Consider the following 13699-nt stretch of genomic DNA (forward strand, 5'->3'; position numbering starts at 1 on the left):
GAGCTTGGACATTATTGCGGAAATGGCTAGCGGTTATCGGCGGCCGGAGCCATACCCATGCCAGCCTGAACATCTGGCGCCTTCATCAGGTCGATGAAGGCGCGCAGCGCCGCGGGTACGTGGCGATGCCCAGGGTAGTAGAGCATCAAGCCGGGGTATGGTGGGCTCCACGCTTCGAGCAGCGCCACGAGCTGGCCCGAGGCGAGGCGTTCGCCGGCCACGATTTCGGGAACGTAGGCAATGCCGAGGCCGTCGGCTGCCGCTTCGACCATGAGTTCGTTGTCGTCAAGCGTCAGCGCGCCGGGAACGTCGATGGCGATCTCCTGCCCTCGCCGCTCGAACTCCCAGCGGTAGCGCTTGCCGCTGGGCAGCCGCTGGCGGATGCAGCGATGCTTGTGCAGATCGTCGGGAACGCCGGGCGTGCCGAATCGATGCAGGTACTCCGGCGAGGCCACCGCCAGGAAGCGCATGGCACCGCCCAGCTTCACCGCGATCATGTCTTGGGGTACCGCCTCGCCCAGCCGGACCCCAGCATCGAAGCCCTGTTCGACGATGTCTACGAGGCGCCCTTCGCTGACGAGATCGAGCTCCACCGCCGGATAGCGACGTAGATAAGCCGGCACGACATGGGCAAGCAGCAGTCGAGCCGCTGCCCTGCTGGCGTTGATGCGCAGCACGCCGCCGGGTTCGCCGCGGTCGTCGGCGAGGGTATCCAGCGTGGCGTTCAGTTCACTCAAGGTCGGTGTGATACGCGCCAGGAACCGGCCGCCGGCATCGGTCAGGGAAACGCTGCGGGTAGTGCGGTGTAGCAGCCGCACGCCGAGTTGTTCTTCCAGATGCCGCATTCGGTGGCTCAGCGCCGAGCGCGAGACCCCGATGACATCGGCTGCGCGCCGAAAGCTGCGCTCGGCAGCCACCACCGCGAAAGCTTCCAGGTCGGCCAGTGTCGGCTTGGTCATTAGTGAAATCCTCTCACGAGTTCATACCACAGTAGCCTACTTCTTCATTCCAATCGGGAGCGCCACCATGGAGCCGTCAATCCACCCGAAGGAAGGAACGGAACGATGAGCAAGACATGGTTGATTACCGGAGCATCCTCGGGCCTCGGCCGACTGATGACGGAACGTCTGCTGGCGCGTGGCGATCGCGTGGTTGCCACGCTGCGCCGGGAAGGCGTGCTCGACGAACTGCAGCAGGCCCATGGCGAACGCCTGCTGGTGCTGAAACTCGATCTTACCGATGTGGCTGGGATCCGCGAGGTCACAAGACAGGCCTTCGAGCGTATGGAAAGGATCGATGTGGTGGTGTCCAATGCCGGCTACGGGCTCTTCGGTGCCGCCGAAGAACTCAGCGATGAGCAGATCGATCACCAGATCGCCACTAACCTCACCGGCTCGATTCAGTTGATCCGCGCGGCGCTGCCCCACCTGCGCGCCCAAGACGGCGGACGCATCGTACAGGTCTCCTCCGAAGGCGGCCAGAAGGCCTACCCCAACTTCTCGCTCTATCACGCCACCAAGTGGGGCATCGAGGGCTTCGTCGAAGCGACGGCGCAGGACGTGGCGCCGTTCGGGATCGACTTCATCATTGTCGAACCGGGCCCCACCGCGACCGACTTCGCCGCAGGGCTCGTGCGCGGAGCGCCGATGAGCGCCTATGACGCAACGCCGGCGGGCGATGTCAGGCGCGCCCTGGCAGATGGCAGCTTCGAGATAAAAGGCGATGCCGCCAGGACGGTAGACGCCATGATCGCTGCCGCCGACGCGGCGAAGCCGCCATTGCGGCTGGCACTCGGCAGCACGGCATATTCGGGCATCAAGCAGGCGTTGGAAGAGCGCCTCCGCATGCTCGAGGCACAGCGCGACGTGGCCTTTTCTGCCGATGTCGATTGAGTCGAGCCAATGTCGTGAGTCCCTACAGGAGCCGCCTCGGCAAGCACGCCGAGGCGGCTCCTTGCGGCCGCATGGGAAGCCGAATGCGAATCGCACGCGAAGATAATATCAAGCAGCTGAATTTAAAGGAAAAATTGACCAGCCCTTCGACTCGCACTAGGATAGGCCGATCACCACCCTCGGCTAATACAGGGAACCCCATGAAAGGCAACCAAGACATCATCGACGCCTTGAACGGCCTGCTGGCGGCGGAACTCGCCGCCATGGACCAGTACTTCATTCATTCCGAAATGTACGCCGACTGGGGGCTCACCAAGCTTTATGAGCGCATCGCCCACGAGTTCGACGACGAGAAGGGCCATGCCAAGCAGTTGATCGAGCGAATCCTGTTCCTGGAAGGAAAACCCGACATGCATACCCGCACCCCGGTGCGCGTCGGCCAGGATGTGGAGGAGATGCTCGCCAACGATCTGCAGCTCGAATACGAGGTGGGCGACGCCCTGAAGGAAGCCATTGCCCTGTGCGAGCGGGAGCGCGACTTCCAGACCCGTAACGTGCTGCTGGGATTGCTGGCCGATACCGAAGAAGATCATGCCTACTGGCTCGAGCAGCAGCTGCGACTGATCAAGATGCTGGGCAAACCGAACTACCTCCTCTCGCAGATGTAAGCCCGGGGCGCCCTGGCGATGTCGCCATGCTAAGCTCGAGTTCTTAGCTCGATAACGGAATGGCGCATGGACGAGATCGGACTCCGGTGGCTGCTGGGCCAGGGCGTCAGCCTGGTGGCGCTGACCCTGTGCCTGGTCGCCTTCGCCAGCAAGCGCGACGACCGCCTGTTCGTCCTGCTGCTGTTCGCCAACGTGGCCTTCGCGGCACAGTTCGCCCTGTTCGAGAGCTGGGTGGCCTCCGGCATCTCGGCACTGATCGTGCTGCGCATCGCCCTGGTGCGCCGCTTTCCTCGCAACCGTGCCGTCATGCTGGCCATGCTGCTCGCCACCGTGGCGGTCGCCCTAGCGACCTGGAGCGGCCCGCGGGACATCCCAGCCTTGGCCGCGGGCCTGCTCGGCACCTACGGCATGTTCATGCTACGCGGCATTCCCATGCGCATCGCGCTGGCCGCGGCGGCGCTGTGCTGGGTGGCCAGCAACCTGCTGGCGGGCTCCATCGGCGGCACCATCGCCGAAAGCCTGATCTTTCTGACCAACGTGATCACCATGCTGCGCCTGCGGCGCGAGGCGCGGTTGCAGTACATGGGCTGAGGCCGAACGAGTTCCAGCCCAACTGTCGAAACCGCCCCGGCCCATCCGATACAGGAGAGTACATTCCCTCTTCCAGTCAGAAGGAGCTTTCCATGTCGCGCATGATCTTCGTGAACCTGCCCGTTGCCGATCTCGAAAAGTCGATGGCGTTCTACGAGGCGCTCGGTTTTACCAACAACCCGAACTTCAGCGATGAAACGGCGGCGTGCATGGTGCTGAGCGAAACGATCCACGTGATGCTGCTCACCCATGCCAAGTGGCGCATCTTCACCGACCGCCCGATTCCGCCGACCGACTCCAGCGAGGTGATGCTGGCCCTCTCCTGCGAGAGCCGCGCAGCGGTGGATACCATGATCGAGACGGTCGGCACCAATGGCGGCACGGCCGACATCAACCCGCGGCAAGATCATGGCTTCATGTACGGCCGCTCCCTGGCAGACCCCGATGGACACGTCTGGGAGTCATTCTGGATGGACCCGGCGGCCATACCCCCAACTGCAGAATGAGCAGCGTCATTGAAGACGGCGGCCATCGGCCGCCTTATGCCGTTATGGCTTGTAGCGAGTCAGTGCGATACCGCATGCCTTGGCACCCTCCAGTACGACTTCAGCAAAGGAGCTTCATTTACCATCGCGTCCGTTTTCACCACACTCTTCGTCTCCCAAAAGACCTTGCCATGGGTCTTCATCCAGACGCTCGGCCCGCTTCGGCCCTTCTCTCAATAGTGCCTGTACAGCATACAATTTCTTTAATGGGATCAGCATAAGTCTGGCATTGAGCCCATCCGCAGCCAGCTCGAGCGTATCCAGACGCGGGGCACCACCACACTCAAGCCGTTGATATTGCTGACGTACCATGCCGGCCCGGTCGGTGATGTCCTGCTGGGTGAAGTGCAGCGCCTTTCCAGCCCCCACCCCACCTTGCCCCGCCGCGGGCAAGGTGTCATCGTCACTCTTCAGGCTGTACCCACCAGGCCACCGCCACCACATCCAAGGAGAGTCGCTGTGTTCATTGCCATGAACCGTTTCCGGGTCAACCCCGAGAGGGTGGAAGAGTTCGAGCAGATCTGGCTGGAGCGCGAGACCCATCTGCAGGGGCTGCCCGGCTTCGTCGAGTTCCACATGCTGCGCGGCCCTGAAGAGGAGGATCACGTGCTCTACGCCTCGCATACCGTGTGGCGCTCACGCGAGGATTTCGAGGCCTGGACCCACTCCGAGGCATTTCGCAAGGCGCATGCCAATGCCGGCCAGAGCCGTCGCGAGGGGCTGTACCTGGGTCCGCCGAAATTCGAGGGCTTCGAGGTCATCCAGACGGTAGGCGACGCCAGCCAACGCTGACTCCTGTCCGCGCGTCCGGCTATCTATCGCTGACTCTCTCGGCCCGCTTGCGCTTCCTCCCCCGCCGTTCCAGCACCAGGAACATCAGGAAAGCCACCGCCAGCGGCAGCAGGAAGTAGAGGGCGCGGTAGCCGATCAGCGCGGCAAGGATCTCGCTCGTTGCAAGGCGATGCTGGAGCAGAGCGAGGAAGACCGCTTCCAGCACGCCGAGGCCGGCAGGTATGTGGGTGATCACCCCGGCGATGGCACTGATCAGCAGGATGCCGAGAACGCTGGGAAAGAACACCTCCTCCGGCAGCAGCAGGTAGATCAGCGTAGCCATCAGCGACCAGTTCGCCGCTCCCAGCGCTGCTTGCATCAGCGCCAGCTTGAGCGGGGGCAGGACGATCTCGTGGCCTCGTACATGCCATACGCGTCGCTTGGAGAAGCGACAGGCGAGCAGGTAGGCCAACGAGGCGCCCAGCAATCCAAAGCCGATGATTTGAAGGCCCGTGGCGCCGATCTCCCACGCTCGCGGCAGTTCGAGCAGGCGAAATGAGAAGATGGTACCGGCGAGGAGCATGTAGCCCAGCCAGTTGGCGATCAGGCTGATGCTGAGCACACGGGTCACGGTGCCCACCCCGAGGCCCAGGCGGGTGTAGAGCCGGTAGCGCATGGCCAGGCTGCCGACCCAAGCGCCCAGGTTGAGGTTGAAGGCGTAACAGACGAAGGCAACCTCGAGGACTTGCCGGACCGACAGCTCGTGCCCGGTGTACCTCTTGCCCAGCAGGTCGTAGCTGCTGAACGCGACATAACTAGCGACGGCAATGACCAACCCGCCCGCCAGGGTCAGCAGGCTGTAGCCTCTTAGGGTCTCGGCCACCGCCGGCCAGTCGACGTTTCTGATGAGCGAGAACAGCAGCACGACCACCAGCACGAAGAACGCCAGGGTGACGATGCGCTTTGCCCAGCCGAGCCAGCGTTGGCGTGAGCGGGACCTGTGCGTTGCGGAAGCGTTCATAGGCATCCTTGCTTCAGTGCAGTTCCTGTTCGTTGTCCTGCTTCTGGGCCTGAGGGGTTGGTGTCAGCGGCTCGAGCCTCGGGGTGTGGCCCGGTTGCCAGCCCACGCTGACCGGGAAGTGGCGCAGGAAATGGTAGCTCACGAACATTAGCGGAGCCCGCCACCAGCGCCCCCTTTCCGCCGCTTCGGGAGTAACCATGTGGCAGCTGTTCTCGATCAGCTCCATCAGGTGATCGTGGATCTTGCGATTGAGCTTGGCATCGCGAATAAACAGGTTGGCTTCCAGGTTCAGCGAGAGGCTGAGCGGATCGAGATTGCTCGACCCTACCGTGGCCCATTCGTCATCGGCGATGGCAATCTTGGCGTGCAGGGGCCGCTCCTTGTACTCGTAGATATGGATGCCGTCCTTGAGCAGGTAGCTGTACAGCGAGCTGGAGAACATCCTGGCCCAGGGCATGTCGGGCCGGCCCTGCAGGATCAGCACCACCTCGACACCCCGCCGGGCCGCATTGCGCAGCTCACGCCAGATACGGTAGCTGGGAAAGAAATAGGCATTGGCGATCACCAGCCGCGACCTGGCCGTACGAATCGCCTGTAGATAGTGATCTTCGATGTCGGTGCGGTGTCGGTGATTGTCGCGGATGGCCATACGCATGGCGGCCTGCCCCACCGGTGGCGTTTCCGCCAGGGTTTCCGGCAACCCCCGCACGGCCTGGTGTTCCAGCAGCAGCGCCCTGGCGGTGCGGCGGATGTCCTCGACGATTGGCCCCCGCACGCGAATGCCGTAGTCCTGCTTGCCCATGGCGTATGCCTCGGGCAGGTGGTCCCAGCCGAAGTTGATCCCGCTGATGTAGGCCACCTCACCGTCCACCACCACGATCTTGCGGTGCAAGCGGCGGAACAGGTTGGTGCGCACGCCGAGGCGACGGGGTTGTGGGTCGTAGATATGCATGTGTACCCCGGCCTCAGTCAGCTCGGCGACGTATTCATCCCCAAGGTCCGCCGTGCCGTAGCCGTCCACCGTGACTTCGATACGCACCTGCCGCGCCGCGGCTTCGAGCAGGGCCTCCTTCAGCGCCTGGCCGACCTCATCGTCGAAGATAATGAAGGTCTCGATCAGGATTTCCCGACGCGCCGAGCGAATCGCCTCGAACACATCGGGAAAGTACTCGCTGCCATTGATCAACAATTCGGCGTCGTTGCCTTCCTTCCACTGGAATTTCACAAGCCTATCTCTGCAATGAGGGGAACATGATCGGAGAGATGCGACCACGGCTTTCGATAGAGGGCGCGGGGGTTGCGACATACGGCATTGCGCACGTAGATACGATCGAGGCGCAGCAATGGCCAATGCGCCGGGAACGTTTTCGCCGGTCGTCCATGACAGTGCACGAACGCTTCATGCAGCCCGCATTCGGCCAGCACCCTGTCGGCCTTCAACTGCCAGTCGTTGAAGTCTCCCGCCACGATGACCGCTTTATCCTCGGGTATCGTGTCCAGTAGCTCGCACAGCAATTTGAGCTGGCGCAGGCGATGCTTGTGGCGCAGCCCAAGATGCACGCAGATCGCATGCACCGTGGGCTGTCCGGGAACCGCCAACTGGCAGTGAAGAAGCCCGCGTCTTTCGGTGCCGTGGATGGAGACATCCCTGTTTTCGTACTGAAGGATCGGGTAGCGGGACAGCAGCGCATTGCCATGATCGCCGTGGGGATAGACGGCGTTGCGGCCATAGGCGAATTCCGGCCACATGGTATCGGCCAGGTATTCGTACTGCGGCACGTCCGGCCAGTCGCGGTAGCGCAGGGGGTGTTTCTTGTGCTCGCCATGCACCTCCTGGAGGAACACCATGTCGGCGGAGAGCGTGGTCACGGCGTCACGCAGCTCCGGCAGGATATGACGACGATTGAACACGTTGAAGCCCTTGTGCACGTTGATCGTCATGACCTGCAGAGACGCTATGGGCACTGCCTGTTGCAGTTCCTGTTGCGGCTTCCGTTCCGTCACACTCACTGCCAATATCCCTTTCCCACCATTAGACAAGGCCCACGATTAGACAAGGCACCTCCGGCCACTCAATCAAAAGAAAGCTTAGCAGTGGATGAAGGTGCCTGCTTCTGACGACAGAACGCCGCGAGTCCCACGCGACAAGCGAAGACGGTGCGGAGGGAAAAAGGAGCACGGCGATACGTGGCGGTGTCTCGCCATGCTCGGAATCGCTGTCGGCGGGCTACGGCTTGCCCTCACCGCCCGTGGCGCCGTAGTCCTGGCCAGTGGCGTAGCTGGATTCCTGCGAGGCCAGCAGCACGTAGACGCCAGCGAGCTCCACCGGCTGGCCGGGCCGCCCCATGGGCGTGTCCTGACCGAACGAGGCGACGTTCTCCTGGGGCTGGCCGCCGCTGGGCTGCAGCGCTGTCCAGAACGGGCCGGGCGACACGGCATTGACGCGAATGCCCCGGTCGGCGAGCTGCTTGGCCAACGATTTGCTGAAGTTGGTGATGGCCGCCTTGGTCATCGAGTAATCGACGAGAATCTCCGGCGGGTCGTAGGTCACCACTGAGGAGGTATTGATGATCGAAGCGCCCTCCTCGAGATGCGGAAGCGCGGCCTTGGTAATCCAGAACATCGCGTAGAGGTTGGTCTTCATGGTGGCATCGAAGTCTTCGGTGCTGATGTCCGTGATCGACTCGGCCCATTGCTGACGTGCGGCATTGTTGACCAGGATGTCGAGCCCGCCGAGCTGCTCCACGGCCGATTCAACCAGCTCTTGGCAGAACGCCTCATCGCGGATGTCTCCGGGAATGGCGACTGCCGTGCGCCCTTCCGCCTCGATCAGCTCGATCACCTCGCGGGCATCCGGCTCCTCCACCTCCAGATAGTTGATCGCCACGTCGGCGCCCTCGCGAGCGTAGGCAATGGCTGCCGCCCGGCCGATACCGGAGTCGCCGCCGGTGATCAGCGCCTTGCGACCGTTCAGGCGCCCGCTACCGCGGTAACTCTCTTCGCCGTGGTCCGGCCGCGGCTCCATCTCGCCGGCCAGGCCCGGCCACTCCTGGGGCTGTTCGGGAAACGGCGGCCGGGGTACTGCTCGAGAGGGTTCTGCTTTTGGGCGAGGGGGTTGTCGCCCGCGGCGCTGCGTTCGGCCGAGGCCTGGCCAGCGCCGTTCTGCTGGCCGAAGGCAGGCGCGGCAACCGCTGCCGCCATACCGCTGGCCAGGCCACCGACGAACTTGCGACGTGCGGGGTCGTGGGAACGATCGGGCTCCATGCGTGGACCTCCTTTCCTTGGGATTTCGGGCCTTGGGATTTCGGATAAGCCTTATCAGACCCTAGCCCGCCTCTGCGACGATTCAATGCCTCCCCGGTTACCGTGTGTTGCCGCCAGGTAGGAGATTACCTGCTTGCCCGGGAATGGGTTTGCTGGTGGGATACGCAGCAGCGTAGAAAGCAGAACGGAGGAGAACGAAGTGCAGCCTGAATACCTGGAAAAGCTGGTCACGCGAAAGATGCCGTTCGGCAAGTACGAAGGCTGGCTGATCGCCGACTTGCCTGGCCCTTACCTCAACTGGTTCGCCCGCGAGGGTTTTCCGCCCGGCGAGATTGGCGAACTTTTGCACTTGATGCACGAGATCGACCACAACGGACTGGGCGCCCTGCTCGATCCGCTGCGCCGGTCATGAGCCCGGGTCAGCGCAAGGCCGCTCGGCGAGTGCCCGGCGGAACTCCTCGCGATAAGCCTCGACATGCCGGCCCGGATCGGCGGGGAAACGACCCAGCGCCACGGCCAGCTCGAAGAAGCCCTGGGCCGGCAGCCCATCGCGCCGGCTGACCACCAAGGCGGCGACGAACGGCCGACCCCGCTCGGCATCCTCGCGCATCAGCGCCTCGAGCGCCTGGGCCACGCGTTGGATGGTCCGCGGCGGGGTAAGCCCCAGCGCCTCGGCGAGCTTCTGGTAGGTCAGCGGCAGCGCCGAAGCCGGTGTCGCTTCGAGCAGGTGGCGGGCCTGGCTAGTCAGCATGACGACACTCTCCATGACGGGAACTCGAGGCGGGAGCAACTTCTCCCGCCGTCGTTGTTCATGAGGGATGCTTCTGCCGATGGCCCGTCTCGCCCCGATGCTCCTCGGGCTTGGCCGAGCCCTGATGCGTCAGCCGCTCGGCCTGGTCGAGCCGCGGGTGGTTGTCGAGGAACTCACGGTGCGGATCCGGTAGGGCATCCAGCGCCTGGAGCGTGCGGGTGAGCACATGAATGGCGGCCAGCACGTCCTGAGTGTTGCCGGTTTCCGAGATGGTGTGCATGTTGCGAATTGGAAAACCGATGGAGGTGGCGGCGCAGTCCACTGCGGCGAGCACGCCGGCCATGCCGTCGGTGCCGGTGTCAGCGCCGACGATGTCACGCTGCATGGGGATGCCATGCTCCCGGGCCGTGGTTTCGATGATGCGGTTGAGCTGCTCGCTGGCGATCGCCCCCACCGACATGGTGAAGCCCTTGCCCATTTCCAGTGGCTGCATACGCCGCTCGCCGATGCCGGGTGCGGCCACGTAGTCATGGTTCACGTCGACGCCGATCACCACATCGGGCCTGAGCTCGCCGGCCAGTACACGGCTGCCGAAGCGGCCGATCTCCTCGTAGCTGGCAATGGCGAACAGTAGGCGCACCTTCTCGGTGCCGCCCGCTTCGGCGATCAGCCGTGCCACTTCGGCGGTAACGAAGCAGCCGAGCCCGTTGTCCAGGTAGGCGCCGTAGAAGGTGTTGGGGCTGAAGCCGTGACGGATGGGACGGTCGAAGATGATCGAGTCCCCGGGGCGCACACCCAGGTTGAGCACCTGCTGCTTCTTGTTCTCGCCGTGAATCTGCAGGTCGAGGTAGATCTGCTCCTTCTTGATGCCCTTGCTGCCCTCACGCTGCGCGGCGTCGGAAAAGTGGATGGCACCCAGCGCCTCCACCGTGCCGCCCTGGATGATGCGGTAGCTCCCCGGCGCCTCGGGGTCCTCGCTGAACAGCTTGACCTCGTGGCCGACCAGCACGTTGGGCAGGAAGGCGTCGGTATTGATCCAGATCTTGCCGTCGTCGCCGATGCTGCGCACCTGCATGCGGATCTTGTCGGCATGACCAATGATCATCACCTTGAACAGGTCATCGCGGCCCGGGTGGGTGTCCCACACCACCCCGGCGTGTCCCTTGTACTGGCGCATGTGCCAGTCCCGTGGCGCGAAGCTCTCGAAATGGGGCTTGAGCACGCCATAGGTCATCGCGCCTTCCAGCCCCACGGGGCTGGGCGCATCCAGAATACGCCGCATCAGGGTGAACTGCCGTTCCGGCATGGGCTCGGCCCAAGGCTTGTTCGTCTCGCTCATGTCGTGTCGCTTCCTTGTCTCGAATCCTCGGGATACGCCTACAGCGTAGTCTGCCAGATGGTAGGACGAGCGGGAGCAGGTATCGACCCAATAAAGAGGGCAAGGCCATATGGCCTTGCCCTTACGATCGATCCAGCAAGCTAGGATTGGAGGGTCTTACTGCCCCCAGGCATCGCCCAGGGTCATTTCATCGTCGTCCAGTTCGCTGTAGCGCTCCTCGTCATATTCCTCGGCGGATTCCTCGAGCTCTTCTTCGCCATAGCTCTCCTGGATCACCAGTTGATCGTCCTGGAGCTGCATTTCCGCCAGCGGCAAGGTGATGTCGGTACCGCCCATGCCCCAGAGGCCACCCACGGTGACTACCACGTGCAAATCGCCGGTGTCGTTGTCTCGCACCACGCTCTGCACGTCGCCGATCTCCTCGTCCTCGAGATTGACCACGGTCATGCCCTCGATCTCGCTGACCTGCATGTCGCGCAGCGAATCGTCGAGCTGGCTGCCGGTGGCCATGGCATCGGCACCGCCCGCGTCATCGGTGCCCATGGCACCTTCGTCCGTCGGCTCGGTGCCCTCATCCATCGGTTCGGCACCCTCATCCATCGGTTCGGCGCCGGTATCGCCCATGGTGGATTGCTCTTCGCCAACGGCGGCATCGCCATTGAGCCCGTTCTCTTCTTCACCGTTGTCCTGGGCCAGGGCGCCTCCGGCAATACCGGTGGAAATGGCGCCGATCATGATGGCCAGCAAGGTCCTTTTCATTGCACTCCCTCCTAGAGTTGACTCGGTACCCACCTTTTGAAAATAGCGCTTACGCTGACGGCCAAAAGAAAATTAGGGAAATAAATGGCAACGAAGCGTAAGCGTTTCGCTTGGGATGACGCTAGGCTTCAGCCTCCCTTAGCGTCCCATCGCCTCGGATAGGGTCATGTCGCCATCCACTTCGCTGTGGCGGTCCTCGTCGTAGTCGGTCGCAAGGTCATCGAGCTCGTCCTGGCCGATGATGTCCTGCAACACCAGTTGCTCGCCTTCAAGCCGCATGTCGGCCAACGGCAGAGCGACATCGGAACCGCCGAAGATCCAGAAACCGCCCACCGAGACGATGGCATGCAGGTCGCCGGCATCGTCATGGCGCAGCACGTTCTCGACCTGGCCGAGCGTTTCTCCCTCGGCGTTGACGATGGTCATGCCTTCGACCTCGCTGACTTGCAGAGAGGCAATCGAGGGGTCCAGCGACACACCTGTCGGCCCCATTTCCTCGAAGCCTGCCTCGGTGTCTTGCTGAGCGGCCTGTCCGGCCTGCTGTTCCTGCTCACCCTGGGGAGTCTGCTCGGCCTGTTCTGCGGAGGGCTCGGCAGAGGTCGCCTGTTCCCCGGGTCGGTCTGCATGTCCGTGTCGTCGGCGGCCTCCTGTTCTTCAACCGAGGCGGCATCGCCAGCCTCCTCTTCGCCACCATTCGCCTCCTGATCGGCATCACTCGCCTGGGCGCCATCCTCAGGCTGATCGTCAGTTGCGCCTTCTGCGTCTCGCACTTCCTGATAGTCCTCGGCATCATCGCCTGCGTCGGGCAACGCTTCTTCGCTGGCCGATTCGTCGGTCTGTGCGTCCTGCTCTTCCTCGGGGCGCTCGGCTTCAGCCTGGGATTCCTGGTCCTGAGACTCCTGGGTCTCGGCGGCCTGCTCTTCGCTAACCGCAGCGTCATCGTTGAGCTGGGCCTCGGTGTCCTGTGCCAAAGCGCCACCGGCAAGCCCGGCAGAGATGGCGCCGATGACAATCGCCAATAGTGTCCTTTGCATGGCACATCCTCCTTGGGTGGGTCCTATTGGGTCAAGATAGGCAGCGTCGATACCGAGCCTCCAGTAACACAACGAAACAAAACGTTATCGCCAGGAATCTCATGTCACGATCGTGCAACGCCACCTCACTGCGCTGGATGCACGTAGCCGCGCCAGCCCTGACCGGTCCCCAGGTGCGTAGCCACGCCGATCACATCCGGCCGATGCGTCGAGGCCCTTGCCCGCCCCTGCTGGGTGCCCAGATGGGTAGCAATCATGCGCTGTGGCGCTTCCTGTCGGGTAGGAATCGGTGCGCCCTGCAAGCGAGGGGCGTGTGTTTGGGCATCGCGGCGCGAGGCGCGCAGTTGGGAAACGAACAACCAACCCAAGCCAATGCCGGTCATCAGCGCAGGAGCGGGGTGCTCGCGAATCGAATGCCCCAGGCTGCTGAGAAAGCCGGCTGCGGTACCATTTCTGCGGGGCAGGTGCTGAGAAATGCTGTGCTTGAGCTGCGTAGGCGAGAGCCGGCTTTCGAGGGCGTGCAGCGTGTCGTCGAGCTGGGCACGGGTCTGACGAATATCGGTCTCGAGTTCATCGGCCCGGCGTTGATGATAACGGCTCATGTCGGCCTCCTTGGCTTCACCGTTTCGTTGACTTCCCTTGTCATCACAAGCTGGCCCGGGAGCGGAACTTCGTCAAGCCGCAACCCGGTCGAGCGTCTGGGCAATGGCCTCGGCGCTGGTAGGACGTACCAGTCGCGCCATCTCCTCGCCATCGTGGAGAAACACCAGCGTCGGCCACAGCTTGATGCGAAACGCACGCCCCAGGCGACGCCCAGGGCCATCCTCGATCTTGAGGTGGCGCACCTCGTCGCGCGAGGCCAAGGCCCGTTCGATCCCGGGCTGGGCGATCTGGCAGTAACCGCACCAAGGGGTGCCGAACTCAAGCACGGTAAGCCCCTCGAAGCCATGGACCCGCTCGAGACTCGGCGCTTCGCTCATGTACTCACGTTGCATCGGCATGTTCTTGCCTCCTCGACTCCTGTCCTCGCCCCTTGCCGAGCGTCTTCTCTCACTCTTCCTGGC

At 63.3% G+C, this 13699-nt stretch carries 19 protein-coding genes; 6 read left to right on the plus strand and 13 right to left on the minus strand.

Annotated features, from left to right (window positions below):
- Nucleotides 1-26 precede the first annotated feature (26 nt).
- The gene (locus tag EKK97_RS19335) at nt 27-959 is read right to left on the minus strand and encodes a LysR family transcriptional regulator (protein ID WP_159554420.1); all 933 of its coding nucleotides are present in this window, start codon (nt 957-959) and stop codon (nt 27-29) included.
- A gap of 105 nt (nt 960-1064) precedes the next feature.
- Between EKK97_RS19335 and EKK97_RS19340 the strand changes: the two genes are divergently transcribed.
- From EKK97_RS19340 to EKK97_RS19355, 4 genes are all read left to right on the plus strand, one after another.
- Nucleotides 1065-1892 carry an SDR family oxidoreductase gene (locus EKK97_RS19340; RefSeq protein ID WP_159554422.1) on the plus strand — a complete coding sequence of 276 codons (828 nt, stop codon included), beginning with the start codon at nt 1065-1067 and terminating at the stop codon, nt 1890-1892.
- 200 nt (nt 1893-2092) lie between these two features.
- Entirely contained in the window at nt 2093-2560 is a 468-nt protein-coding gene (bfr, locus tag EKK97_RS19345; RefSeq protein WP_159554424.1) for a bacterioferritin, read from the plus strand.
- Between the two features lie 66 nt (nt 2561-2626).
- Entirely contained in the window at nt 2627-3151 is a 525-nt protein-coding gene (locus tag EKK97_RS19350; protein ID WP_159554426.1) for a YgjV family protein, read from the plus strand.
- 92 nt (nt 3152-3243) lie between these two features.
- On the plus strand, nt 3244-3657 hold the full coding sequence (locus tag EKK97_RS19355) for a VOC family protein (RefSeq protein WP_159554428.1): 414 nt from the start codon (nt 3244-3246) through the stop codon (nt 3655-3657).
- A gap of 114 nt (nt 3658-3771) precedes the next feature.
- Here the strand turns inward: EKK97_RS19355 and EKK97_RS19360 are convergent, their stop codons facing one another.
- Nucleotides 3772-4065: a helix-turn-helix domain-containing protein gene (locus EKK97_RS19360; RefSeq protein ID WP_201296935.1), complete on the minus strand. Its 294-nt coding sequence runs from the start codon at nt 4063-4065 to the stop codon at nt 3772-3774.
- A 90-nt stretch (nt 4066-4155) separates the two neighbouring features.
- Between EKK97_RS19360 and hmuQ the strand changes: the two genes are divergently transcribed.
- Entirely contained in the window at nt 4156-4488 is a 333-nt protein-coding gene (gene hmuQ / locus EKK97_RS19365; protein ID WP_159554432.1) for a heme-degrading protein HmuQ, read from the plus strand.
- A 19-nt stretch (nt 4489-4507) separates the two neighbouring features.
- On the opposite strand, the gene EKK97_RS19370 is transcribed toward hmuQ, so the two are convergent.
- The 4 genes from EKK97_RS19370 to EKK97_RS19385 all read right to left on the minus strand — a co-directional run bounded on the left by EKK97_RS19370 (nt 4508) and on the right by EKK97_RS19385 (nt 8810).
- Entirely contained in the window at nt 4508-5488 is a 981-nt protein-coding gene (locus tag EKK97_RS19370; RefSeq protein ID WP_201296936.1) for a lysylphosphatidylglycerol synthase domain-containing protein, read from the minus strand.
- Between the two features lie 13 nt (nt 5489-5501).
- Nucleotides 5502-6713 (minus strand): cardiolipin synthase ClsB, encoded by a 1212-nt coding sequence (gene clsB / locus EKK97_RS19375; protein ID WP_159554436.1) that lies wholly within the window; start codon nt 6711-6713, stop codon nt 5502-5504.
- The gene (locus tag EKK97_RS19380) at nt 6710-7453 is read right to left on the minus strand and encodes an endonuclease/exonuclease/phosphatase family protein (protein ID WP_234286687.1); all 744 of its coding nucleotides are present in this window, start codon (nt 7451-7453) and stop codon (nt 6710-6712) included. The genes clsB and EKK97_RS19380 overlap by 4 nt, the downstream gene beginning before the upstream one ends.
- A 262-nt stretch (nt 7454-7715) precedes the next feature.
- Nucleotides 7716-8810 carry an SDR family oxidoreductase gene (locus tag EKK97_RS19385; protein WP_340162987.1) on the minus strand — a complete coding sequence of 365 codons (1095 nt, stop codon included), beginning with the start codon at nt 8808-8810 and terminating at the stop codon, nt 7716-7718.
- Nucleotides 8811-8951: 141 nt separating this feature from the next.
- Between EKK97_RS19385 and EKK97_RS19390 the strand changes: the two genes are divergently transcribed.
- Nucleotides 8952-9164, plus strand: a complete 213-nt coding sequence (locus EKK97_RS19390) for a DUF3820 family protein (RefSeq protein WP_159554438.1) — start codon at nt 8952-8954, stop codon at nt 9162-9164.
- On the opposite strand, the gene EKK97_RS19395 is transcribed toward EKK97_RS19390, so the two are convergent.
- The 7 genes from EKK97_RS19395 to EKK97_RS19425 all read right to left on the minus strand — a co-directional run bounded on the left by EKK97_RS19395 (nt 9159) and on the right by EKK97_RS19425 (nt 13636).
- Nucleotides 9159-9503, minus strand: coding sequence for a hypothetical protein (locus EKK97_RS19395; RefSeq protein ID WP_159554440.1), 345 nt, complete (start codon nt 9501-9503; stop codon nt 9159-9161). The two genes, EKK97_RS19390 and EKK97_RS19395, sit on opposite strands and share 6 nt — an antisense overlap.
- A 58-nt stretch (nt 9504-9561) precedes the next feature.
- Complete coding sequence (locus EKK97_RS19400; protein ID WP_159554442.1) at nt 9562-10842, minus strand: M20/M25/M40 family metallo-hydrolase; 1281 nt, start codon at nt 10840-10842, stop codon at nt 9562-9564.
- 156 nt (nt 10843-10998) lie between these two features.
- A complete protein-coding gene (locus tag EKK97_RS19405; RefSeq protein WP_159554444.1) occupies nt 10999-11601 on the minus strand; it encodes a PRC-barrel domain-containing protein in 603 nt (200 codons plus the stop codon).
- Between the two features lie 138 nt (nt 11602-11739).
- Nucleotides 11740-12027: a PRC-barrel domain-containing protein gene (locus EKK97_RS19410; RefSeq protein ID WP_159554446.1), complete on the minus strand. Its 288-nt coding sequence runs from the start codon at nt 12025-12027 to the stop codon at nt 11740-11742.
- A complete protein-coding gene (locus EKK97_RS19415; RefSeq protein ID WP_159554448.1) occupies nt 12024-12635 on the minus strand; it encodes a hypothetical protein in 612 nt (203 codons plus the stop codon). Before EKK97_RS19415 ends, EKK97_RS19410 begins: the two co-directional genes overlap by 4 nt.
- A gap of 125 nt (nt 12636-12760) precedes the next feature.
- Nucleotides 12761-13237, minus strand: coding sequence for a DUF3618 domain-containing protein (locus EKK97_RS19420; RefSeq protein WP_159554450.1), 477 nt, complete (start codon nt 13235-13237; stop codon nt 12761-12763).
- Nucleotides 13238-13309: 72 nt separating this feature from the next.
- Nucleotides 13310-13636 (minus strand): thioredoxin family protein, encoded by a 327-nt coding sequence (locus EKK97_RS19425; protein ID WP_159554452.1) that lies wholly within the window; start codon nt 13634-13636, stop codon nt 13310-13312.
- Nucleotides 13637-13699: the final 63 nt, after the last annotated feature.

It is taken from the genome of Billgrantia tianxiuensis (genome assembly GCF_009834345.1).
GTDB classification, from domain to species: domain Bacteria; phylum Pseudomonadota; class Gammaproteobacteria; order Pseudomonadales; family Halomonadaceae; genus Halomonas; species Halomonas tianxiuensis.